Consider the following 22238-nt stretch of genomic DNA (forward strand, 5'->3'; position numbering starts at 1 on the left):
TATTTAACCAGGGATATTGATCAATTCATGAGGCGTATTTGAACTTGAGGGAAGCGGGGGTGGAGTAAAGATTGAGTAACGCATCATTTCTCCCATGTATTGATGATACCCTTGAGATTCCATAACATTTTTCTGGAAACTTTGGAGATTTTTTAGTTTTAACTGGCATCCTTGATCCAGTAAGGTGTTGAATTGTACGTCTTCAATGCCAGGGTATAACCCTCCTAACTCCGCCCATAATTTTTGTTTTGCTGCTGTTTTTATTGCAGGCCAAATAGTAAGTAAATTTTTCTTTTCAAGAAGAGAAAATAGCTGGACTAATATTTCATACTCCTTGGTTGTTCGTGGGTGAGTAAGGGATTCCAGGTAATTCATTGCTACTTGTTCGATAATTTTGTCTCTACGGCCAGAAACAGCTAATGCTAATGCATTCTCAAAAGGAATAAATTCCTGAGTTTGGGGTTCATAAACAAGTACTTCTCCCTTTTCAAACTCATAGAGCCACCCGTGTAGATTTAACTCTCCGCGGGCGAGCTTTTCAGCTACAACAGGATATGATTTTAAATGTTCAATTTGTGTTAAAATGTTGAGCTTGGTTGCTTGACGAACCTTTAAATCAAAGTTTTGGGTGTGAGGAGTATTTGTCTCCTGCATTTTTTTTATAACTGAATGTGAATGTTGTAGCCACGAACTTACTTCAGGGAGGCGATCTTTTAAGTCTGGTGTTAATAGTCCTTTCATGGCACCGCAATGTGAATGACCACAAATAATAATATCTCTAATGCTATCGAGCTCATTTAGCGCAAATACAATGCCTGCTGCTTCACTCGAAGACACATCAGAAGGGGGAATGATATTGCCTACATTGCGTATAACAAATAATTCACCAGGTTTTGTTTGAGTTAAAAGACTTGGCATAAGGCGTGAGTCAGAACAAGTAATGAACAAAATTTCTGGATTTTGTCCCATACTTAAATGTTCAAAAATCCCCTGCAGTTGTTTAAATGACTCACCTTGAAACTGACGTACTCCAAGCATTAACTTAATTAACATGAGTGCTCCCTTTTCATGCGGTAGATGTAGTTTATATTCATGCACAAATCATAGTTACAAATTAAGATATTATTTCATTGTCGTCAACTTATTTTGCAAAACTGTAAACATTACCAATAATTATTTCTTTTTATCTAAGCCTGAGGAAGTATTAGATTTTTGCAAATATCGTTGATGCAAGGATTCTACTTTCCTTATTTAATATCATAGTGGTATAAATCTTTCCCACAAGATTAAAAAATGATAAAACTATCTGTAAATTAAGCGTGTTTGAGTCAGGGATGTTTACTTACAACGGCAAGATACTCACTAAGTTTAAAAATAAAAAAGGTGGAAAAAATCAAAATAAAGTAGACGGATTTTATCGTGATTCAGATGGCATGGAGTATTTTGTAAAAAAACCAGAGGATCCTCGAGAATTATTCACAGAATTGTTTGCTGGTTTATTGTTACAAGAGTTTAAGCACCGTGGTTTGATTGACAAAATATATCACTCATCCTTAATTTGTGCTCAATTGATTCAATTTGATGATGGTAGTTATGGACTTATTCAACCTAAAGTCGAATTCAAAGAGTTATACAAAATCATTGGTACTGGTTATCGAGATGGCTCTGATCGAGATCCATTGGTGGAGATGTTTTATGGACCTCAATCCTATTTATTACTCACCCAATTAAAACAATATTACGGTCTTGCTGTGGCATTAATGTTTTCTTTGCTCTTGGGGGATCATAGTGTACATAGCGGCAATGTGGTCTGTTTAGATGTGATGTCTTCAGTTGAAATGATATTTATTCAATTTGCACGTATCGATTGGGGGGCGGCGTTTCGTTATTATGGTCACAAAAAAAACAATGAAGATCTATTTTATCCCTTTGAATATCAAGGATGGTTTAATCCTAAAGGATATACTAAAGGCTATTTTCTAAATTATAGAAAAATTAAAGGCTTGTTTCCTGCTCTTGCAGAACAGGCAAGACTGCTACAAAACATGGTAAATGAAGATCTCTTTGTCGATATGGTCAGCACCGTTTTAAAACAAATTCCCCCTGATTTACTAGATAGCAAGACTAAAACAGAACTTACAAAATATTTATGTATGGAGTCCTTTAATGGCATCAGTTTTGGCGAAAATGGTCAATATCAACAATTCGCACATGATTTAGCAGCGATCTTGTCAAATAGATTAAGAAAAATGACTGTACTACAAGATTTTCCAACTGCTATAACTGATACAGAACAACCTCAAATGATGTATCTTGAAAGCATACCTACAGCAATAGTGTTACCTGTGAATCAGGTTACTCTTTTTGCAGAGCAAATGAATATTTGGCTAAATATACTTTCTTTATCCGATGAACGGAGCATTTTTGATTTTAATAGTATTGATCGAGCTAAGTTAGCCCAAAAATTTAATTTCTTTATTGACAGTTTGTTGCGTCAAGCTGAAAAGATATTTTCATTTTCTCATGATCTGGGTGATATGGGCTTGTCTGGTAAAATGCTACAGTCTCATTCAATAAGTTCCTTTTATCGCAATTTATTCACTTTTGATGCAGATTTAAAACCCTTTTTTTCTTCTCATACGAAAATAGAAGTTTCTCCCTCAGAAGTTTATTGGCAATTTACAGAAACCGTGTTAACTACGAGTTTTAATATTCTTGTAACCCTTCGTATATTACAAGATACCCAAAACTCAGTTATGCTTGCCAAGTCTTCTGCCATTCATTTTTTATTTGATGCTTTAAAAAAATATCTACATGATTTCAGTTTACTCTATCAAGTGTTATTAAATGAGTTGGAGAATGCTCTGTGTATTATGTCTGATTCACAACTTGCTCATGTTTGCCTTCATGAAATGGATTTTATAAATTCAAGTGTACTCATTGGAATGGTACTAAAAAATCCCAATCTGTGGGAGCGTATGAATTGGGCTTTAACCGAAACTCAAGAGATACCTTATCCAGAGAAAACTGCTAATGACATAATGAAGCTTCAGCAATTTCAAAAAGATTTCACCCAATTTATAATTTTAGCCAGTGAGTTTCCGTCGGTCACTCAAATTGTTACAAAGGGAGTCATTGTTAATGAGCTTACCCGGATTTTTGAGGGACTTCCTCAATTTCTACAGGTGAACCTTGTAACCACCTTGAATCAAATTCAGGATGAGTTTAGAAAATGCCAACGCCGGTACAGCATCGAATTGGATGAACAGGAAAAATTGAACGCAAAAGAGGGGTTTTCTCCTGGGCAGAACATTAATAACCTGGTTACGATTCATTCTATGATGGAGCAAACAAAAGATCATGAACAAGTGGTTAAGGAGCTTCATGAAAAAATTGCTGCTGATAAAATTCTTTGGGAATCAATTGCAAGATCTCAAAAAGAAGAGCTGCCCCTTGAGGATTTGCTAATTTTAAAAGAGTTTTATGATAAAAAAAGAATTCTATATACCGATACTTGCCGTCGCGCGTTGAAAAATTATTACAGAGAGGCTTTACGAGTGCGTCTCTCAGATATTCCGATAACAAAACAAGCTTCTCTACTTCTTAAAAGTGCTCATGAATCCTTTGGCTTATTGTCCCAGCCAGATTTGTTAATGGAGGCAATCAAAATAATTGACGAATTATATGATAAAAAAAGAGAAATGAAGTTAAATGCTATAAGCAGAATGCTTTTTTTTAGTTGGCATGGATCAAGTACATTATCGAGAGCACAAGTAAACAATCCTGTTCACGATAACTCCTCATCATCTAGCCCCTAATTAGGAAGTGCTAAACCTTCATGAAAAGCTTTTCCTAAACTCATTTCCATTTAAGAGAAATTGAGAATGTGATGAAAAACTTTAAAAATTGAAATTAATTCATTGATTTCTATGCTTATTATTGGCTATATACGTAAATGAAAAATGACATATTTAAAGGCTATTGACCTCAATACAAAAAGATCATTTAAGGAATAGATATGCAAGATAATATCGAGCTTGTAAGGGAAGCAAATAGAAAAAAAATAGAAAAGGTAATGAATGAATTGGAGGTTGTAGATTATGATACGGTTTCAAAATGCCTCCCCAGGTTACTTGCTGAGGGTTCATTAAAGTTAGATCATAGTGTCTATACCCCAGCTGATCCCTCAACGAATCTGCCCAGAGGCGTAGGGCGATACCTACTCTATGATCATGATTCATCTGATCCCTTTTCGATATGGATATTTGCATTTGCACCCAGGCAGAAAACAACAATTCATGACCATAAATATAAAGGTACTGTAACTGTTCTGGAAGGCCCTATATCCGAGAAATTTTATCAACCAACTGGAGAGAAATCAGCGCGGCTTGTCAATCGCATTGATCGCTACAGATTTCATAGCAATGGCGATGATTTAACAAGCACTTTTGTGCATCAGCTCAAATGTAGAACAGGTTTGAATGTATCAATTAGTGTTACTTTACATATATATAATATGGAAGCATATTTAGTTAATTTTGATGGTAACAAAATTGATCAAAGAAATTTAAATATCATTTATTTTAAAGATAAGACAGGTATTAATAAACATAATCTATCTTATACTAAGGTCGGTCCTGATTTAAATGAACCCATTTCTTATAAAATATAGGTTTTGTGTACTTCTGGATTAGGTTTATGGCACCACACACCAAGCACTACACAGCGTTGCAAGTTTCTTAGGCTCTGCCATCTTTACACTTTTTAACCTCATTTTACTTGCGCTATGTCAGGAGCTTAGTGGATGATGCTATACCTAATCTGGGTAATGTAGAGTTAAGTAGTTGGATTTACCTTTATTAAAGGATTCTCCAAATTTTTTTTCCTATCCAGTAAACAATTAAGCAAATACAAATCCATAATACAATCAATGGTAAAAAATAGATAAAAAATTCAATTAAACCATAAATGAACTGGTGTAATTTATCAATTAATGCATGATAGGAGTTAATGGATACTTCCGTTATTTTCCATTGTTTTTGCTGCGCTGTTTGAATCATTGGATTCATGCTCAAATCAATATTAATTAATGAATAAGCCACAGAGTTTTTGTAATATTTAATTTGTCCTTGAATAACATCAATTTGACCTTGAATTTCAGTTAATTGTTTGAATACACTCAAAACATCAGATGTTTTAGTGGCATTTGCCATAATTTTTACGAGTTGTTCTTTGGCGGTTTGTAAATTTGTAAGTTGGCTTTGTAGATCAACATATTGTTGCGTAATATCTTCACCGCTTATAGATTCTTGGATGACTTGGGTTGCAAGTGATTTTAGGGCACTTAATGCATCATTTAATCCTTGAGCTGGTACTCTTATTTTAATATTGGCAGAGGTATTTCCGACATTGTTGCTGTCTTGGGTTATATTTGAATTCACTATATAGCCACCAGAACTTTCTGCGAGTTGAGTAATTTTTTGCATCGCAGCCCTAATATTGTTTACTTGTAAGGATATATTTGCATTACGAATTATCATTCCTCTCATAGTATTTTCTGAAGGTGGGTTCGTAGTTTGAGGATATTGATTTCTTTGCATGGCTATAGTAGTGGGAATTGCTTCTCCTGCAGGCATGGAAACAGGGCCAGCTGCTCCATACATCGTTTGTTCCGATACTCTGCCAAGCCAAAGATAGAGAAAAATTAATAATGCAAAGGCGCCAATGAATGCAAAGAAATAGAGGATTGCTTTTTTCATATTAATTCACGTAATACCCTGGAGTAACGTAAAGTTTGGCAAATATTTATCAAATTGTAAAATATTGCATCGCAACTGGATTCCATCATTCCTTGCGAATTTTTCAAATTTAAAGCAAAACCATTAGGGCGTGTTGAGAATTCAATCTGCTCCATTAAGCCCCTTGTTTAAACCTCGTGAGGGTAACAAGGGGAACCAATTGGCAATAGACTCTATGCCTTTTTGTCACAAAATGCGACACAAACTTGATGCTCTCTGACTTCTCCACCACAAGTGGAGTAACATTCCCTATAGGTAGATTCACAATGACATGAGTTATTGCAGCTGCTGCTTCTATCAAAATCTTTAATGGTTTTATTGATTGGTAAACCCATTCGCGTTTGTTCTTCTTTATAATGCTTATATTCAAACAAAGCGCTTTGTTGTGCTCTTAGTCTGCAATTTTCATTGTCGACCCGGCAACTTTGTTCGCAGTCATTTCTTCCCTGAACACATTGAGCGGTACACATTTTTGCTACATCTGATTTAGGTGGAATATAACTATATTCGGTATTATAGATGGGACCACAGGAGGTTAACAAAACAACTATGGCTGCAAGAGAAAAAATTGAGTAATATTTAAGCATATGTCCTCTGCTGAATTATAAGTGGTAATTTAGATACTGTTAGTATACCGCATGATAAGTAACTGGTCAGGTAATTTGCTCCAGTGTATTAATGCCTGGGAGAAAAATCAAGGTCACTTTTTTCTCATTTATCGTAACGAAGGGTAATGATTTTAAGGATATGTTGTTATTTGTTACCTGATTGTTTATCAATTAACTTTTATAAAGGTTTTGTTATATAATTTGCCATAATGATGAATCCTTAAGAGATTCATCTAGAAGAATTAATAAATCTAACTTTAAAATAGTATCTATGAGTATTTCATTTATTTATGGTTTTTTTACTGGGTGTTTTGTAACCATAATTGGCCAGTATTTTTTGCAAAAATTCATCAATCCACGTAGATATTCTAAACAGATTGATTCTAAAAAGTTTGACTTAGAGCGTCTTTTTAATGACCATCCTGTTTTTATGAATACCATTAAAGCTGATCTTGCTAGCGCTAATTACAGAGATGTAAGAGAATTTTTTGTGGTTGATAAAGAGGCGATATTGAATTCATCGATTCCAAGATTACGTTATGAGCTATCTACAGAAATACTCGCAGTACTCAATAGATTGGAAGCTTTGGGTTATATTAAAAAATTAAAAAATAATTGTCTGCATTTTAAAGTTGCGGAGGATTTTGTAATCCAGCTTAATTCTTATGAAATTGCAGGCAAGGAAGATCAAAATATATGATAAGCATTTATTTATTTGCTGGAATAGTAACCGGACTACTGGCAACCTTGTTTGGTTTCGGCGGGGGAATTGTTGTGGTTCCATTGTTATTCTGGTTATTACCATTTGATGGTATTCCACAAGAATTAGCCATGCATTTGGCTGTAGGAACATCTTTAATGCTGATGTTTATAAATATGATTTATGCCGCATGGTTGCATTATCTGAAACAAAATATGGACATGATCTTATTAAGAAAAATGTTACCACTTGTTGCTTTGGGTGCTGTAAGTGGTGCGTTAATCGCTACAATTTTAAGTGCCAAGGAGCTCAAATACGCATTTTTAATTTTGATTTTTGTGGTTTTACTAAGAAATTTGAAGCAGGAATTTTTTACAGATAAACTCACTGCCCACAAAATGCCGACTCATGCACTTTTGTATTGTGTCAGTTATTTTACAGGAACAATTGCCGCTTTATTGGGAATAGGAGGGAGCGTGATTATTGTTCCATTCCTTAGGCATTATGGATTGACAATGACCAAGGCTTCTGCACTTGCAAATGGACTTGCTGCACCAAGTGGTTTGATAGGCAGTATTATTTTTATAGCGGCGGGGTTTCATATACCTCATTTACCGCCGTACAGCACCGGTTATTTATATTGGCCGGCTTTAATTAACATATTCCTAGGTAGTATTATAGGCGCGAAAATAGGTATAAATTTCAGCAATCTTATTCCTGATCAAGTTTATGGCAAGATTTATTTTTTCTTATTACTGATTGTCATTTTTTGCATGATGTTGAATTAATATAATTCCAGTATTATTTTTTCATTCTACAAAAGACTAGAGTATTCCACATATTCGTTTTCATCTAAGCTTCCGTTCACTCCACGTTGATAAACTCATAAATAGGTCAATTAAGCAAAAAAATCCATTTTAAGCTGTTGTATTGACTTACTAAATCAGATTGTTTTGCAAAAAACTCAAATTTACTGTGGAGAGCATCATGGAACAAACCTTTTTGCCACCGCCTGTTGCAGTTCATCGTGGAGTTTCAATTCCGTTAATAGAAATTCCATTTGAAAAAACAAGGCAAGAATTAATAGATGCTTATTTATTATCATTGGAAACATACATCCAAGAAAGTCAATTTAAAAAAAAATCAGTCGAGGATTTGGTGAGCCATTTTCTTTTTCTTAAATCGCTCGCAGCAGTAGAGTTGGATAAAACTAAGAAAAAGCAATTGCTTCATAAAGCAATAAATTTTAGTGATATTCTTAAAAGAATAGAATCTGGTCTATGGAGCAGGGTTGGTTCTTACCTTCAAGAAAGCCAATTTCCAATTATTAGCTGGTTAATACACCAATCACCTTCTTCCAATTTTATCGCTTCTGTTATTGTTGAATTTAATAATAAAGCACTAACCCGTAATCAAATTGGATTTATCCGCCAATTTAAAGAGTCTCCTGCATTTTTCTTTCCCGATCTGATATACATGTTATGGGTAATTCAATCTTTTGCAGCAAATTCAAGTGAAAGAGCAATGCATTCCTCAGTCTGTACAAAATATTATTACGCGGACATTACCGATAATTTGCTGTTACGAACGCAGCCCAAGCATGTAAAATTTTATCCAGAACATGATTATCTCAAAGAGGATGAGGCGATTAATTCTGATTTTCGTTACCAGATGAGTAAAGAACATTTCTTGCGTATTCAGGGACGAACGATGCTTTTTTCCGATGATTCAAACAATGTGTTTGCTGTAAAAGTACTTAAAAAAGGGGAAGTTAAATCGTGTTTATCCAAAGAGTATCAAATGACGAATTATCTAATAAAACATCAGCATCGGTTGAATTTACAAAGTGACTTACCAAAACCACTTGGGGTGTATCCAGTTAAGAGAACAGAAATTTTGCAGCAGTGTTGTCAATCACCCCATTATGAGCAGTTTATAGAGCTTATTAGTGATTCAGAGGAGCTTGAAGTTTATGTCTACAATGCTCCACTTTCGTATTTTACTTACTTGCATGATGAGCAACAAACAATTTCTGAATTAGCTTCATCAGTAAAGAAAAATATGCATGACCTTTTTGTACTTTTAAAAGAGGGAATTGTATTTACCCAATTAGCAGACATCTTTCATACTCAAGTTAATAAGGAGCTACGCGAAGACAAGGGTAGATATTATGCCTTGGTCCAACTTCTAAAAGTGTTTCAGCCTCATTTAGGACGAATTGATCAATGGCAAAAATCGGTTGAATTTGTAAATCTGCGTGCAAGTGGTTTGGCAGATCTTGGTGACAATTTACCTCTAAGCAGCTTATTTACTCCTGAAAAGTTTACTCGTGAAAATTTTCCAGAAATATTGACGGGTGGATATCATCAAACCTTTTTAGATTCTTCTACAGGTACAGCCAGCTCTATTTATACTGGAAAACGACAAATATTTGGTAATTATTTGTACCTTAATACCATTGCGGAGTATTTGTTAGTGCTGCAACTAACACTGGGTACTTATGGAGATAAGGTGACAAGAAAAATGGATGATTGTAGAGCAAAAAAAGAGGTTTGGCATCAACTAGGGGTATTAATGTTTGATAGTTGTGCTGCAGCAGTGAGTTTAATCACAGAAATGCCTCAACCCAAAGCCCTCAAGTTATTAAGTCAACGTGCAAAAATTGAATCTCATGTATTGCAAACTCAATTTTGGATGACACCTGATTACGCTAATATGGCTGAATCAGAGATTAGAATGCAGCAATATCTACTTTATCCTTGTGAATCAGGCTATGAATTTAATGACGAATTAATCCCTGGTATCGGATTATCCGTAGATGGCATTCATCAAGATTTAGGTGGATACAACCAATCACTCCCGTTAAAAGAATTGGAAAAATTATTGTATGCTACGGTGACGCTTATTGAAGGAACAACCCAACTGGATAATCAATTTTTTCAGCAAGCAGTGCGCATCAAAGAGATGCTTGCCAGACATTGCTCGGTAGACGAGTGTTGTCAAGCTGTAGCAAATTTGCTGGAGATGACGCGAATAGAATGCGATATTCAAAAGGATCTTGCCTTATTTTATTATGAAAAAGTCATGGGACTCTGCGCGGAGCAACTGCATTTACACAAGAAAAAATATGAGGGCTTATTAACATTGAATTAACAAGCCGCATCATACTTATGTTTGAAACTCAATACCTCAACTTTTTGAGATTAATTTCAGTACTGAATCAACTGCTGTATCTAAGTTGAATTGTTGCATTTCGCCAGTAGCCCTGCTTTTATATTCCACACAGTTTTGTTCAATATTTCTATCACTGACTACTAAGCGGTGAGGAATGCCAATAAGATCATGATCGGCAAACAACACGCCAGCTCGTTCGTTACGGTCATCGATTAAAACGTCAATGCTTAAATTTTTGAATTGTTCATATAATCTATCTGCCTGTTTTTTAACTTCAGGTGAGCGATGGGCATTTAAAGGAATAATCACTAACTGAAATGGAGCGATATTTTGCGGCCATATAATACCCTTTTCGTCATGATGTTGTTCTATGGCAGCAGCAACGACCCGAGTAATGCCTAAGCCATAGCATCCCATTAACATGGTTTCTAATTGGCCTTGCTCATTGATAACAACAGCATTCATCGCCTTAGCATATTTATCACCCAGCTGAAAAACATGGCCAACTTCGATACCACGACACGAATAAAGCGTTCCTTTGCCATCAGGACTAATATCTCCATCTTTCACATTGCGTAAATCGAAGGCAAGATATTCTTTGACATCTTTGTCCCATGCTGCATGTTGATAATGCTTATCTGCTTGATTTGCGCCACAGATAAAGGAGTCCATGGCAAGGGCATGGTAATCAGCGATTATAGGTATTGTTAAGTTAATTGGTCCAAGTGATCCAATTGGTGTATTTAAATTTTTTAAAATCGTTTCTTCATCGATGAATTGTAAAGGGGTATCAATTAAGGGATGCTTTGTAGCTTTAACCTCATTGAGCTCATCATCACCACGTAAAATTAACCCAACCATCGGATGTTCTTTTCCTTTGACAATTAATGTCTTGACGGTTTGATTACTTGAAACTTGTAGGAATTCAGCAACCTCTGTTATAGTTTTTTTGTTTGGTGTATCTACCAGAGTTATTTTTTGACTCGTTGGAGTCGCTTTAGCGGGTTTTAAGCTTGTTGCCTGTTCAATGTTCGCTGCATAATCACCCTGATCGCTGTAAAAAATTAAATCTTCACCTGAATCAGCTAATACCTGAAATTCATGAGAGGCAGAACCGCCAATCGCTCCAGTATCTGCTTCTACGGCACGATATTTTAGTCCCAAACGATCAAAAATACGGCAATATGCTTGATACATATCTTTATAAGTATCTTGCAGACTTTCCAGGTTTAAATGGAAAGAATAAGCATCTTTCATAATGAATTCACGTGCGCGCATGACGCCAAAACGAGGTCTAATTTCATCACGAAATTTAGTTTGGATTTGATAAAAACTCGCAGGAAGTTGTTTATAAGATTGCAACTCATGGCGCATAATATCCGTAATAACTTCTTCATGCGTAGGTCCAAAGCAGTATTCTCTATCATTGGAGTCCTTCATGGTTAGCAGTTGGCCGCCAAAAGTATCCCATCGTCCTGTTTCTTGCCATAACTCAGCGGGCTGGACTGCAGGCATAAGTACTTCCATTGAATTAATGTTATTCATTTCTTCGCGAACTATTTGTTCTATTTTACGTAATACTTTTAAACCTAGAGGCATCCAGGTATAAAGCCCGGAACCCAGTTTACGGATCATTCCTGTTCTCACCATTAATTGATGAGATACAATTTCAGCATCGTTGGGAGTTTCTTTAAGGGTTGCTAAAAACCATTGAGATGCACGCATTTCAGCTCCTGATTTAATTCTTTGATTTCAGGCATTATACAGAAGTTTTTGTGCAAAAACAGATGAAGTAGAAGAACTACATGGGACTGCTATTTAATGTGAAAAATCTTGGGTGCGGCAAAGCAAAAAGGTTTTTTACTTTGCGCATACACTATAAGTTCAAATATGAATCTTGGCTTCTTTTAATAAAGCGTTTAATTTGGAAGCCAAGTGGTTATTCTCATTGCCATCAAGCTGATTTAATTCATAAACATAGTCTTTATAATGGACTTTGCCTGTTTGTACATCGTAGACGGCACCAACCATGGCAATTTCATTTTTTTCTATCATGTCATGTAAAATGGAACTGCGTTTATAAATATTTTGCATGGTATTTGCTACGTTTAAGTCTGTGACATGATGAACAAACGTATCATTTTTACTATGGCGATCATGTGCTGTTTGATTTTCGGCATTAATGGCTGGTTTTATTTTTTCCAACAACTCGGTAATATGTCCTTTTTCAATTCCATCACATGCGGACTGAATCGCGCCACAACGAGTGTGGCCAAGAACGATGATCAATTTTACACCAACCACGCTGCAGGCATATTCAATACTGGCAAGCACATCATTATTGACCACATTACCTGCAACACGTACACAAAAAATATCGCCAAAACTCATATCAAAAATAGTTTCAACGGGTACTCTGGAATCAATACAGCCAAGAACTATAGCGATAGGATGTTGCTCTTTTGCAGTGTGTTTAATATCCAACAAATTAGAGCGATGAATTAAATTACCATTCAAAAACCGATGATTTCCTTCATTTAAAATATTTAATACCTCAGCAGGGGATAAGTGTGACTGTACGTCATATGTAGTTACATTAATAAAATCGATGTGGTTATGAATTTTATAGTGTGTTTTAAACCCAATAAGATTTAGGGATATTTTCTTATTAGGGGCTTGTTGCTCCTGAAACTCTTTTAATAACTCTAAAATTTCCTTATCGATGTACTGGGAATAACGCGCATCAATAATTAATTGTGATTCTTTAGGTATAGAATTAAGTTCCGCAATTAAAGCCGCTTTATTTAAAAAAGTCATTTGTTGTGGGAGTACTAAACGATAGATGACCCCAGTAGTGTGAATTTCCTTAATAATATTGATGCGTGCTTGGCTGTTTGATTTTAAAATATAGAACAGACTTACTGCTAGTCCGATTAAAATACCCATCAAAAGATTAAATACAATGATCCCAATGACAGTAGCTATAAAGGGAATAAAGCGATCATAACCTTGAGCATAAATCGAGCTATAAATGGAGGGTTTATTCAGTTTATAACCAGTGTACATCAGGATAGCCGCTAATGACGACAATGGTATTTTATTGAGTGTGCCAGGAATTAACATCACTGCAAATAAGATAAAGATACCATGTAGAATGCTAGATACTTTAGTTTTAGAGCCTGCTTGAATATTAATGGAGGTTCTAACAATTACGGATGTAATTGGAATTCCACCAATTAATCCTGCGGTTACGTTGCCTACGCCTTGTGCCACTAATTCACGGTTCGATGAAGGATGACGACGTTTTTTGTCAAGTTTTTCACCAGCTTTAAAGTTTAGTAAGGTCTCAAGGGAAGCGACAATACCAATAATAAACGCATAAAGATAAACTTTAGGATTAGTCCAGGAGGACCAGTTAGGATATTCAAATTTGCTAAACAGCTCATGAAAATCGTTTGTTTGGGGAATATTAACTAACTGTGGTGAGTTTTGAGCAAGATTTGAGTCAGTCCATTGGAATAGCTCGTTGAGCAGTACGCCTAAAATCACCACAATAATCGGTGCGGGTATTTCTTTAAGTACTTTATTTTTTGTTAAATCAAAAAATATTAATGTGACTAAAGAAATGGTGGTAATCAGCAAGGCTCCCGAATTGATGTGATGATAGAGTGCGAGAATAGGGCTTAAAGTAATTTCTTCTGTTGTTTCTAATAAATGGGTTTTAAGTTCATTAAAATCTGCAGACAGCGTAAAGGCAAGTGGTAGTTGTTTGATAATTAATAAAATTCCTATCGCACAAAGTAAACCTTGTACCACGTTTGAAGGTACATAGTCTGCTATAAATCCGGCTCTAAAGCTGCCTATGATTATTTGCAGCAAACCGGCAAGTACCAACGCCAGTAAGAATGAATTAAAATCACCAATATGAGCAATTGCTGCGACAACCACAGCGGCCATCCCTGCTGCCGGGCCACTGACACTGACATGGGAGCCACTTAGGCAACCAACAACAACTCCACCGATTACCCCGCTTAAAATTCCTGAAAACAAAGGGGCGCCAGAGGCTAATGCAATCCCTAAACACAAAGGAATAGCCACGAGAAATACGACTATGGCTGCGACAAAATCAAATTTAAGGAAACGCTTTGTATAAATTCGAAATATACGAGAGTCAACCGTTGTATTTGTAAGCATGGAGAAATTCCTATAATAGCAATTTAATATATCATTAAAAAATTTTTTCTAATTTTAGACTAAAGTGATATTTAATAAAACAAAAATGTTACAAAAATGTTACAAAAATGTTGCTTTTTAGTTAAGATTGTGTGATTAATTCCAACTTTCCGTGTAGAAAAAAATCTATTTGCTTATTTTAGTATAAAAAATATATGTAAATATGGAGAGAATAAGAGGAGGAGTTCTATATAAAGAAATTTCTTTATTTATATAGAACTCCAAATGCATTGGATCCTTTATTTTTGTTCAAATTATCACAGAATTTTATTCATCTACAGTGTCAAATTCTTCGGGGCTAAAAATCTCATTTGCAGTATTTACCTGATTATTGATTAACTCATGTTCCAGATTTCTAAAGTTCCACATATTTTGATCCATAAGCTGGCTGGGTTTGATGCTTTGCAGGGCATGAAGGATATTACTGGGTACCTTAGGGTTTTCTTCTGCAAGTTGATCAATTAAGCGAGCTACTTTTTTACGCATTAAATTTTCTTGAGAACCACAAAGATTGCATGGAATAATTGGATATGCTTGCTCTTGTGCATAAGTGATGATGTCATTTTCTTGAACGTAGCATAATGGGCGAATCACAATGTGTTTTTTGTTGTCACTGAGTAATTTCGGCGGCATAGAGCGAATATCCCCATTATAGAAAATGGACATCATTAAGGTTCGAACCAGATCATCTCGATGATGACCCAGAGCAATCTTGTTAAAACCATTTTCCTCAGCGTAACGATAAATAATGCCTCGTCGCAGTCGAGAACACAATGAACAATAGGTTTTGCCTTCGGGGATTTTTTCTTTAACGATGCTGTAGGTATCACGCGTCAAGATTTCATGGGGAATCGAACGCTCTTTAAGCCATTGACGTAAAGCAGAATCATTCCAACCAGGTTGTGCTTGATCCAGTGTAAATGAAAAAAGTTCAAACTTATTACCCGAACGACGACGCAATTGATTGAGAATGGTAAGTAATGTAAAAGAGTCTTTGCCCCCTGATAGACAAACCATAACTCGATCACCACGCTGAATCATATTAAAATCTGCAATGGCTTTACCTGTGTAATGAAGCAATTTTTTTTCAATTTGGGAAGGATTCGACATTATTGAAAACTCATTTAGTGGGGTTATATTAAAATCGTTATTTGGTATTTCCAGTTTGGGGGAATCCCTTAACCCTTGTTGTTTGTAACCAAGAATTTATTAGTTCCAGATCATTAGCATTTAATGTTCCAGCCTGATATTTTAACGTTAAAACAGCATTAATTAAATTGTATTGGTCATTAGCCAGTAAATTTTGAGCTTCAAATAAGCGTTGTTGGGCATTAACTACATCTACCATTGTACGTGTACCTATTTCAAACTGTGCCTCCGTGCTGTCTAATGAATTTTTCTGGGAAATAACCGACTGCCTGTCCGCTTTAACTTTACTAATACCATCGATGATTGTATTAAACGCAATCCGGCTATTTACAACTACATTTCGATAGGCCTGCTCGACTTGCTCACTTGCGGCTTGAAAATTGTGTTTTGCTTGGCGTGTTTGAGAGCGGACCAGTCCTCCTTGATATACTGGAAAATTCAAGGCAAGTCCAACGGTCGATTGTTTTTGATTTACAGGCAATAAGGGATTATTGTCGGTTGTAGTATTTAAACTATTTGATGTTTCTGCTGTATTTCCTTGAAGTGAAATTACAGGCCAATTTCCTGCGGATAGAGCTTTTACGTTTTCACGTGCTACCTCGAGGTTGTATTTGGCTGACAGTAACTTATAGTTTTGTTTCAATCCTGTATCGACCCATTGATCGGCATAATTAGGTTCTGGTTTGATTAATGGAATTTCACCGTTACGTAAAGGTGCCATCGAATCATAAACATGATTGGTTAATTTTCTTAAGTTCTCATTTTGATTGATTAGGTTATTTCGTGAAGCAATTACGGTAGCTACAGATTGATCATAGGCTGCTTTTGCTTCATAAACAGAAGTAATAGGATCAAGCCCAACTTGAAAACGTTGTTGGGCTTGATCGTATTGACGTTTGTTTGCTCTTTTTTTCGCCTCAGCAAAATTGAGCGTGTCCTGAGCATAGAGCGCATCAAAATATGCCTTTGCAGTTCTGAGAATCAAATCTTGTGCTGCATCATTAAAAACAGCTTGGGCTGCTTTTACAGATGCTTTGGCTTGTTGTACTTTCGCCCATGCTTGAAAATTGAAAATTGCCTGGGATGCCGAAATTTGCCACGTTCTAGAGTTATAATAGGTATCTTGAATGGTAAAAAAACCATCATTCACATGAAAAAAATTACGACTCGCTTGACCTGTAATCCCAACTTGAGGGCGTAGTGCAGAACGTGCCTGTGGAAGAACTTCTGCATTAGCCATGTAAGTATCATAGGCATTCTTGAACAAAGGATCATTTTCAAGGGCTTGATGATAGATATCCATCAGATCTGTTGCAAATGCTTGCTGCAATAGACCTAAAGTCATGAGGGTGCAGAACAAAAATTTTTTCATTTGAACTAATTCCTAAAATACAAACTCTTTTGGTTTTGACTTGTCAATCAATAAAGGAATATTTGTTTCAAAAAGTAGCGACTCATGCCAATTTTCATTATGGTCTAGTTCATATAACCTGCCTTGCAATACAGGGGATTTGCCTAATATAGCAAACAGCTTACCGCCAGGTAGAATTTGGAGTTTTTCCGTTTCAGTTATTTTTTCTAATCCACCAGTGAAGATAACAACATCATAAGGAGCTTTCTCTAACCAACCTCTACATGCATCACCTGTAATTAATTCTACATTATTGCAATGATGTGCTTTTAATTTTTTTTCCGCTTGAACTGTAAAATCAGCGTAATAGTCTATACTGATCACTTTCTTAGACAATTTACTCAGTAGGGCGGTAAAGAAACCACTTCCTGTACCTACTTCCAATACTGTTTCATGGCCTTGAAGATTTAGTGCTTGCAAAATTAGCCCTTCTTCTAAAGGAGTAAGCATTCGTTGCCCATGATTGAGTGGAATTTGCATATCAGAGTAGGCAAAATGGGTAAATTGCTCAGGAACAAACTCATGTCTGAGTATTATTTCATACAAATTAAGTATGGATTCGTTTAAAACATCGCCAGTTCGAAGTTGTTGCTTAACCATATTAACGCGTGCGCTTTGATAACTCATTTGTTCTACCGTGTTGATTATTTAGATTGTATAATTGGCCAGTTTATTTCCTAGAGTTTTGTTTCAATTAACATGCCTGCATGAGATCCATATTTTAATTGATTTTGGATTCCGCAGATTTGCTGCGAAACAATGCGGCAGAAACGAATGGCCAATGCAATTTCAAAACTTGGACTCAATCTTAGCAAAAAATCAACTCATGTGCTAAGAAATAATGTTTGAATCCTAAATTTCATGGTTACTCTGTTTAAAGTTTGTTATGATCTGCATCTTTTAATGGGGCAACCTTTTTTGAAAGCGGGTTGTTTCCTCATGTTTTGAAGCTTGAGTACAGCGAAACGGGTTCCTGTTTCTCTTCATCGCACCCAAGCTATAATATACGAAAATTCAATATTAGGAGAATACTGTGCGTGAGCAATTTATTGACTTTTTGCAAAAAGAAATAGAAACACTTAAGAGTGAAGGCTTGTATAAGTCAGAACGAGTTATTTCCAGTCAACAACAGGCTGCGGTCACAGTAAATCACAAAGAAGTAATAAATCTTTGCGCTAATAACTATTTAGGTTTGGCTAATGATCCCGAGTTAATTTCCGAAGGACAAAAAGCATTAGCTCAGTATGGTTATGGCATGGCATCCGTGCGTTTTATTTGTGGAACACAAACTCCTCACAAACAGCTGGAGCAGAAAGTTAGTCAATTTTTAAATCAAGAGGATACGATACTCTATTCTTCATGCTTTGATGCAAATACAGGTCTTTTTGAGACTTTGTTAGGGGAGGATGATGCAATTATTAGTGATGCATTGAATCATGCCAGTATTATTGACGGTGTACGCTTATGTAAAGCCGCGCGTTATCGATACGCAAATAATGATATGAAGGCATTGGAAGAACAGTTAATCGCCGCCCAAAATGCACGGTTTCGATTAATTGCAACAGATGGCGTTTTTTCTATGGATGGAATCCTGGCAAATCTCCCGGCAATCTGCGAGTTAGCGGATAAATATAACGCCATGGTTATGGTTGATGACTCTCATGCTGTTGGTTTTATGGGAAAAACGGGTCGTGGAACTCCAGAGCATTTTGGAGTAAGTGATCGAGTGGATATCATTACGGGCACTCTCGGTAAAGCTTTAGGGGGAGCCTCAGGAGGTTATACGGCAGCTAATAAGACTATTGTGGAATGGTTGCGCCAGCGTTCCAGACCTTATTTATTTTCAAATACCCTGGCTCCTGTAATCGCACATACTTCTTGTATCGTTTTAGATAATTTAATGAAAAATAACCATTGGGCTGAAAAATTGAAACGTAACAGCAAATATTTCCGTGAAGGTATGACCCGCTTAGGTTTTAAACTCATTCCTGGAGAACACCCAATTATTCCTGTAATGCTGGGCGACGCCAGTTTGGCAGGGCGTATGGCGAATCGTTTATTAGAGTTGGGTATTTATGTTGTTGGTTTTTCATATCCAGTAGTTCCAAAAGGGTTGGCTCGAATTCGCACGCAAATGTCAGCTGCTCATGAGTTACATCATTTGGATAAAGCAATTGCTGCATTTGAGACTGTAGGTAAGGAGTTCTCTGTTATTTAAGTAGCCTAAGTTCGATATGTTTGAAGCTTGTTGAGCAAAAATGCATTGCTTTTATATAGATTTAGTTTCTAAAAAGCAGTTCGATATAAAATTACCTTATTTTTATATTGGGCGACATTAAGTAAAGTTTTCTTCTCTCATAGGGTAGAGAGGATCATATTTTGAGGTACTTCATGAAATCATTAGTCAAAGCGAAAAAGGAACCTGGAATTTGGATGGAAGAAGTTGCTATGCCGGAATATGGCGTTAACGATGTATTAATTAAAGTGAAAAAAACGGCAATTTGTGGCACTGACATCCATATTTATTCCTGGGATGAATGGGCACAAGCAACTATTCCTGTGCCTATGACTGTAGGGCATGAATTTTATGGAGAAATCGTTGCTATAGGCCAGGAAGTACGAGGCTTAAATGTTGGTCAAAGAGTTTCAGGGGAAGGTCATATCACTTGTGGCGTTTGTAGAAACTGTCGCGCAGGAAAACGACATCTTTGTCGCAATACTTTAGGTGTTGGCGTAAATAGACCAGGTTGTTTTGCTGAGTATTTATCCTTACCTGCTACTAATGTTATCGTGCTTCCCGATAACATTACTGGCGAGCAGGCTTCAATTTTGGATCCTTTTGGTAATGCAACGCACTGTGCTTTAGCTTTTGATGTTGTTGGTGAGGATGTATTGATCACTGGTGCAGGGCCTATCGGTATTATGGCTGCAGCCATAGTAAGACATATAGGCGCACGCCATGTAGTAATTACCGATGTGAATGATTACCGTTTGGAACTGGCAAAAAAAATGGGTGTTACACGTGCAGTAAACATCAAATATGAAAAACTTTCCGATGTTGCTGCTGAGTTAGGAATGATTGAGGGATTTGATGTAGGGCTTGAAATGTCAGGAAATCCTATGGCTTTAAATGACATGATGAAAGTAATGAATCATGGTGGGCATGTTGCTATGTTAGGTATTCCTCCTCAAGAAACACCTATTGACTGGAATCAGGTTATTTTTAAAGGATTGGTCATTAAAGGAATTTATGGTCGTGAAATGTTTGAAACCTGGTATAAAATGATTGCTATGTTGCAAAGCGGATTAAATATTTCACCAGTAATAACGCATCATTTTCCAATTGATGAGTACCAGCATGCGTTTCAAATTATGGCTTCAGGCCAGTCAGGTAAAGTAATTCTTGAATGGTAGATTTGTTGAGTCAACATCCTGTTTATACAGACAAAATTAAAAAAAGACGGAGTAGTTATGTCACAATATATTTTTACCATGAATCGTGTTAGCAAGATTGTTGAAAATCAACGATTTATTTTAAAAGATATATCATTAAGTTTTTTCCCGGGTGCCAAGATCGGCGTTTTAGGTTTAAATGGATCTGGTAAGTCAACTCTATTGCGCATTATGGCAGGTGTTGACACACAATTTGAAGGAGAAGCCAGGCCCCAACCAGGGATTAAAATTGGTTATCTTGAACAAGAACCGCAACTTCATTTGGATAAAACGGTACGTGAGGTCGTTGAAGAAGGCGTAAAAGATATGAAAGATAAACTTGCGCGTTTTGATGAGATCAGTATGCGTTTTGCTGAGCCAATGAGTGATGATGAGATGAACACTTTGCTTGGGGAGCAAGGTGAATTGCAGAATGAAATTGAAGCTGGTGGCGGTTGGGATTTGGATAGAAAGCTTGATGTTGCTGCTGATGCACTTAGATTACCCGATTGGGATGCGGCGGTTAGAAATTTATCAGGTGGTGAGCGACGTCGCGTTGCGTTATGTCGTCTATTGCTTTCTAATCCTGATATGTTATTGCTTGATGAACCGACAAACCATTTGGATGCTGAATCTGTAGCTTGGCTGGAGCATTATCTTGAAGGCTTTCCTGGCACAGTAGTAGCAATTACTCATGATAGATACTTTCTGGATAATGCTGCTGAGTGGATTTTAGAGTTAGACCGGGGTGAAGGGATACCGTATAAAGGCAATTATACTTCTTGGCTGGAGCAAAAAGAAGCACGTTTAGAGATGGAACAAAAACAAGAAGATGCGCACCAGCGCTCTCTTAAAGCAGAGCTCGAATGGGTACGTACTTCACCTAAAGGACGGCATGCTAAAAATAAAGCACGTCTTGCCCGTTTTGAGGAAATGAACTCTAAGGAATTCCAAAAACGTAATGAGACCAATGAAATTTATATTCCTCCAGGCGAACGATTAGGAGATCTTGTACTTGAAGGAGAACAAATTACTAAATCATTTGGTGATCGCATTTTAATTGATAATTTCGATTTCAAACTTCCGAAAGGGGGAGTCTTAGGCATTATTGGTCCGAATGGTGCAGGTAAATCGACGTTCTTAAAAATGGTCACAGGTCAAGAGGAACCTGATAGTGGTGTTATCCGTATCGGTGAAACGGTGCAATTAGCATACGTAGATCAGTTACGTGATGAATTAGATCCCAACAAAACAGTATGGCAAGAAATATCTGATGGGCATGATATTATGCAAGTAGGTAGTTTTCAAATGCCCTCACGTGCCTATGTAGGACGTTTTAATTTTAAAGGCTCAGATCAGCAAAAGAAGATGTCTCAACTTTCAGGAGGAGAGCGAAATCGTGTGCATTTGGCTAAGTTACTGAAAAGTGGTGGAAATGTATTGCTTCTTGACGAGCCGAGCAATGATTTAGATGTTGAAACTTTGCGTGCTTTGGAAGACGCGATTCTCAATTTTCCTGGTTGTGTTATTGTCATTTCCCACGATCGCTGGTTTTTGGATAGGATTTGCACCCATTTAATGGCTTTTGAAGGAGATTCACAAATAACCTTTATTGAAGGAAATTACAGTGATTATGAAGCGGATAGAAAGCGTCGTTTGGGTGACGCCGCGGATAGGCCCTCACGCATTAAATACAGAAAATTGGAATCATAATTAAAATTAATTGGAGATAA

At 36.5% G+C, this 22238-nt stretch carries 16 protein-coding genes; 8 read left to right on the forward strand and 8 right to left on the reverse strand.

The genetic code is table 11. The annotated features are described in order from the left end of the window. Positions 1–3: 3 nt before the first annotated feature. A complete protein-coding gene (locus EKG34_RS03935) occupies positions 4–1053 on the reverse strand; it encodes a carbonic anhydrase (RefSeq protein ID WP_003632571.1) in 1050 nt (349 codons plus the stop codon). Positions 1054–1334: 281 nt separating this feature from the next. Here EKG34_RS03935 and EKG34_RS03940 point away from each other — a divergent pair, with 281 nt between their 5' ends. Continuing rightward, positions 1335–3818, forward strand: coding sequence for a LepB GTPase-activating domain-containing protein (locus EKG34_RS03940; RefSeq protein ID WP_003632570.1), 2484 nt, complete (start codon positions 1335–1337; stop codon positions 3816–3818). A 200-nt stretch (positions 3819–4018) separates the two neighbouring features. After that, positions 4019–4672, forward strand: a complete 654-nt coding sequence (locus tag EKG34_RS03945; RefSeq protein WP_003632569.1) for a cupin domain-containing protein — start codon at positions 4019–4021, stop codon at positions 4670–4672. Between the two features lie 187 nt (positions 4673–4859). On the opposite strand, the gene EKG34_RS03950 is transcribed toward EKG34_RS03945, so the two are convergent. Both EKG34_RS03950 and EKG34_RS03955 read right to left on the reverse strand, forming a co-directional pair. Further along, positions 4860–5759 carry a DUF4349 domain-containing protein gene (locus EKG34_RS03950; RefSeq protein ID WP_003632568.1) on the reverse strand — a complete coding sequence of 300 codons (900 nt, stop codon included), beginning with the start codon at positions 5757–5759 and terminating at the stop codon, positions 4860–4862. A gap of 212 nt (positions 5760–5971) precedes the next feature. Continuing rightward, positions 5972–6385, reverse strand: a complete 414-nt coding sequence (locus EKG34_RS03955) for a hypothetical protein (protein ID WP_003632566.1) — start codon at positions 6383–6385, stop codon at positions 5972–5974. 292 nt (positions 6386–6677) lie between these two features. Here EKG34_RS03955 and EKG34_RS03960 point away from each other — a divergent pair, with 292 nt between their 5' ends. From EKG34_RS03960 to EKG34_RS03970, 3 genes are all read left to right on the forward strand, one after another. Further along, positions 6678–7106, forward strand: coding sequence for a hypothetical protein (locus EKG34_RS03960; RefSeq protein WP_012978888.1), 429 nt, complete (start codon positions 6678–6680; stop codon positions 7104–7106). Then, the gene (locus tag EKG34_RS03965; RefSeq protein ID WP_012978889.1) at positions 7103–7894 is read left to right on the forward strand and encodes a sulfite exporter TauE/SafE family protein; all 792 of its coding nucleotides are present in this window, start codon (positions 7103–7105) and stop codon (positions 7892–7894) included. Before EKG34_RS03960 ends, EKG34_RS03965 begins: the two co-directional genes overlap by 4 nt. A 199-nt stretch (positions 7895–8093) precedes the next feature. Beyond that, positions 8094–10259 (forward strand): SidJ family T4SS effector polyglutamylation protein, encoded by a 2166-nt coding sequence (locus EKG34_RS03970; RefSeq protein WP_003632561.1) that lies wholly within the window; start codon positions 8094–8096, stop codon positions 10257–10259. Positions 10260–10295: 36 nt separating this feature from the next. Here the strand turns inward: EKG34_RS03970 and EKG34_RS03975 are convergent, their stop codons facing one another. From EKG34_RS03975 to EKG34_RS03995, 5 genes are all read right to left on the reverse strand, one after another. Then, on the reverse strand, positions 10296–12005 hold the full coding sequence (locus EKG34_RS03975) for a proline--tRNA ligase (protein ID WP_003632560.1): 1710 nt from the start codon (positions 12003–12005) through the stop codon (positions 10296–10298). 159 nt (positions 12006–12164) lie between these two features. After that, complete coding sequence (locus EKG34_RS03980; RefSeq protein WP_003632559.1) at positions 12165–14474, reverse strand: bifunctional SulP family inorganic anion transporter/carbonic anhydrase; 2310 nt, start codon at positions 14472–14474, stop codon at positions 12165–12167. Positions 14475–14780: 306 nt separating this feature from the next. Then, on the reverse strand, positions 14781–15623 hold the full coding sequence (gene ttcA / locus EKG34_RS03985) for a tRNA 2-thiocytidine(32) synthetase TtcA (protein WP_003632558.1): 843 nt from the start codon (positions 15621–15623) through the stop codon (positions 14781–14783). A gap of 37 nt (positions 15624–15660) precedes the next feature. Next, complete coding sequence (locus EKG34_RS03990; RefSeq protein ID WP_012978890.1) at positions 15661–17034, reverse strand: TolC family outer membrane protein; 1374 nt, start codon at positions 17032–17034, stop codon at positions 15661–15663. Positions 17035–17046: 12 nt separating this feature from the next. Further along, complete coding sequence (locus EKG34_RS03995) at positions 17047–17700, reverse strand: protein-L-isoaspartate O-methyltransferase family protein (protein ID WP_003632556.1); 654 nt, start codon at positions 17698–17700, stop codon at positions 17047–17049. 406 nt (positions 17701–18106) lie between these two features. Here EKG34_RS03995 and EKG34_RS04000 point away from each other — a divergent pair, with 406 nt between their 5' ends. The 3 genes from EKG34_RS04000 to ettA all read left to right on the forward strand — a co-directional run bounded on the left by EKG34_RS04000 (position 18107) and on the right by ettA (position 22218). After that, on the forward strand, positions 18107–19291 hold the full coding sequence (locus EKG34_RS04000; RefSeq protein WP_003632554.1) for a glycine C-acetyltransferase: 1185 nt from the start codon (positions 18107–18109) through the stop codon (positions 19289–19291). 173 nt (positions 19292–19464) lie between these two features. Continuing rightward, positions 19465–20487: an L-threonine 3-dehydrogenase gene (gene tdh, locus EKG34_RS04005; protein WP_003632552.1), complete on the forward strand. Its 1023-nt coding sequence runs from the start codon at positions 19465–19467 to the stop codon at positions 20485–20487. 57 nt (positions 20488–20544) lie between these two features. After that, entirely contained in the window at positions 20545–22218 is a 1674-nt protein-coding gene (ettA, locus tag EKG34_RS04010; RefSeq protein WP_012978891.1) for an energy-dependent translational throttle protein EttA, read from the forward strand. Positions 22219–22238 lie beyond the last annotated feature (20 nt).

The organism is Legionella longbeachae (assembly GCF_004283175.1).
In the GTDB taxonomy this organism is placed as follows: Bacteria; Pseudomonadota; Gammaproteobacteria; order Legionellales; family Legionellaceae; genus Legionella; species Legionella longbeachae.

Coding starts and splice junctions, on each gene's coding strand:
- EKG34_RS03935 (WP_003632571.1), bottom strand. CDS start 1,053: ATGTTAATTAAGTTAATGCTTGGAGTACGTCAGTTTCAAGGTGAGTCA.
- EKG34_RS03940 (WP_003632570.1), top strand. CDS start 1,335: ATGTTTACTTACAACGGCAAGATACTCACTAAGTTTAAAAATAAAAAA.
- EKG34_RS03945 (WP_003632569.1), top strand. CDS start 4,019: ATGCAAGATAATATCGAGCTTGTAAGGGAAGCAAATAGAAAAAAAATA.
- EKG34_RS03950 (WP_003632568.1), bottom strand. CDS start 5,759: ATGAAAAAAGCAATCCTCTATTTCTTTGCATTCATTGGCGCCTTTGCA.
- EKG34_RS03955 (WP_003632566.1), bottom strand. CDS start 6,385: ATGCTTAAATATTACTCAATTTTTTCTCTTGCAGCCATAGTTGTTTTG.
- EKG34_RS03960 (WP_012978888.1), top strand. CDS start 6,678: ATGAGTATTTCATTTATTTATGGTTTTTTTACTGGGTGTTTTGTAACC.
- EKG34_RS03965 (WP_012978889.1), top strand. CDS start 7,103: ATGATAAGCATTTATTTATTTGCTGGAATAGTAACCGGACTACTGGCA.
- EKG34_RS03970 (WP_003632561.1), top strand. CDS start 8,094: ATGGAACAAACCTTTTTGCCACCGCCTGTTGCAGTTCATCGTGGAGTT.
- EKG34_RS03975 (WP_003632560.1), bottom strand. CDS start 12,005: ATGCGTGCATCTCAATGGTTTTTAGCAACCCTTAAAGAAACTCCCAAC.
- EKG34_RS03980 (WP_003632559.1), bottom strand. CDS start 14,474: ATGCTTACAAATACAACGGTTGACTCTCGTATATTTCGAATTTATACA.
- ttcA (WP_003632558.1), bottom strand. CDS start 15,623: ATGTCGAATCCTTCCCAAATTGAAAAAAAATTGCTTCATTACACAGGT.
- EKG34_RS03990 (WP_012978890.1), bottom strand. CDS start 17,034: ATGAAAAAATTTTTGTTCTGCACCCTCATGACTTTAGGTCTATTGCAG.
- EKG34_RS03995 (WP_003632556.1), bottom strand. CDS start 17,700: ATGAGTTATCAAAGCGCACGCGTTAATATGGTTAAGCAACAACTTCGA.
- tdh (WP_003632552.1), top strand. CDS start 19,465: ATGAAATCATTAGTCAAAGCGAAAAAGGAACCTGGAATTTGGATGGAA.
- ettA (WP_012978891.1), top strand. CDS start 20,545: ATGTCACAATATATTTTTACCATGAATCGTGTTAGCAAGATTGTTGAA.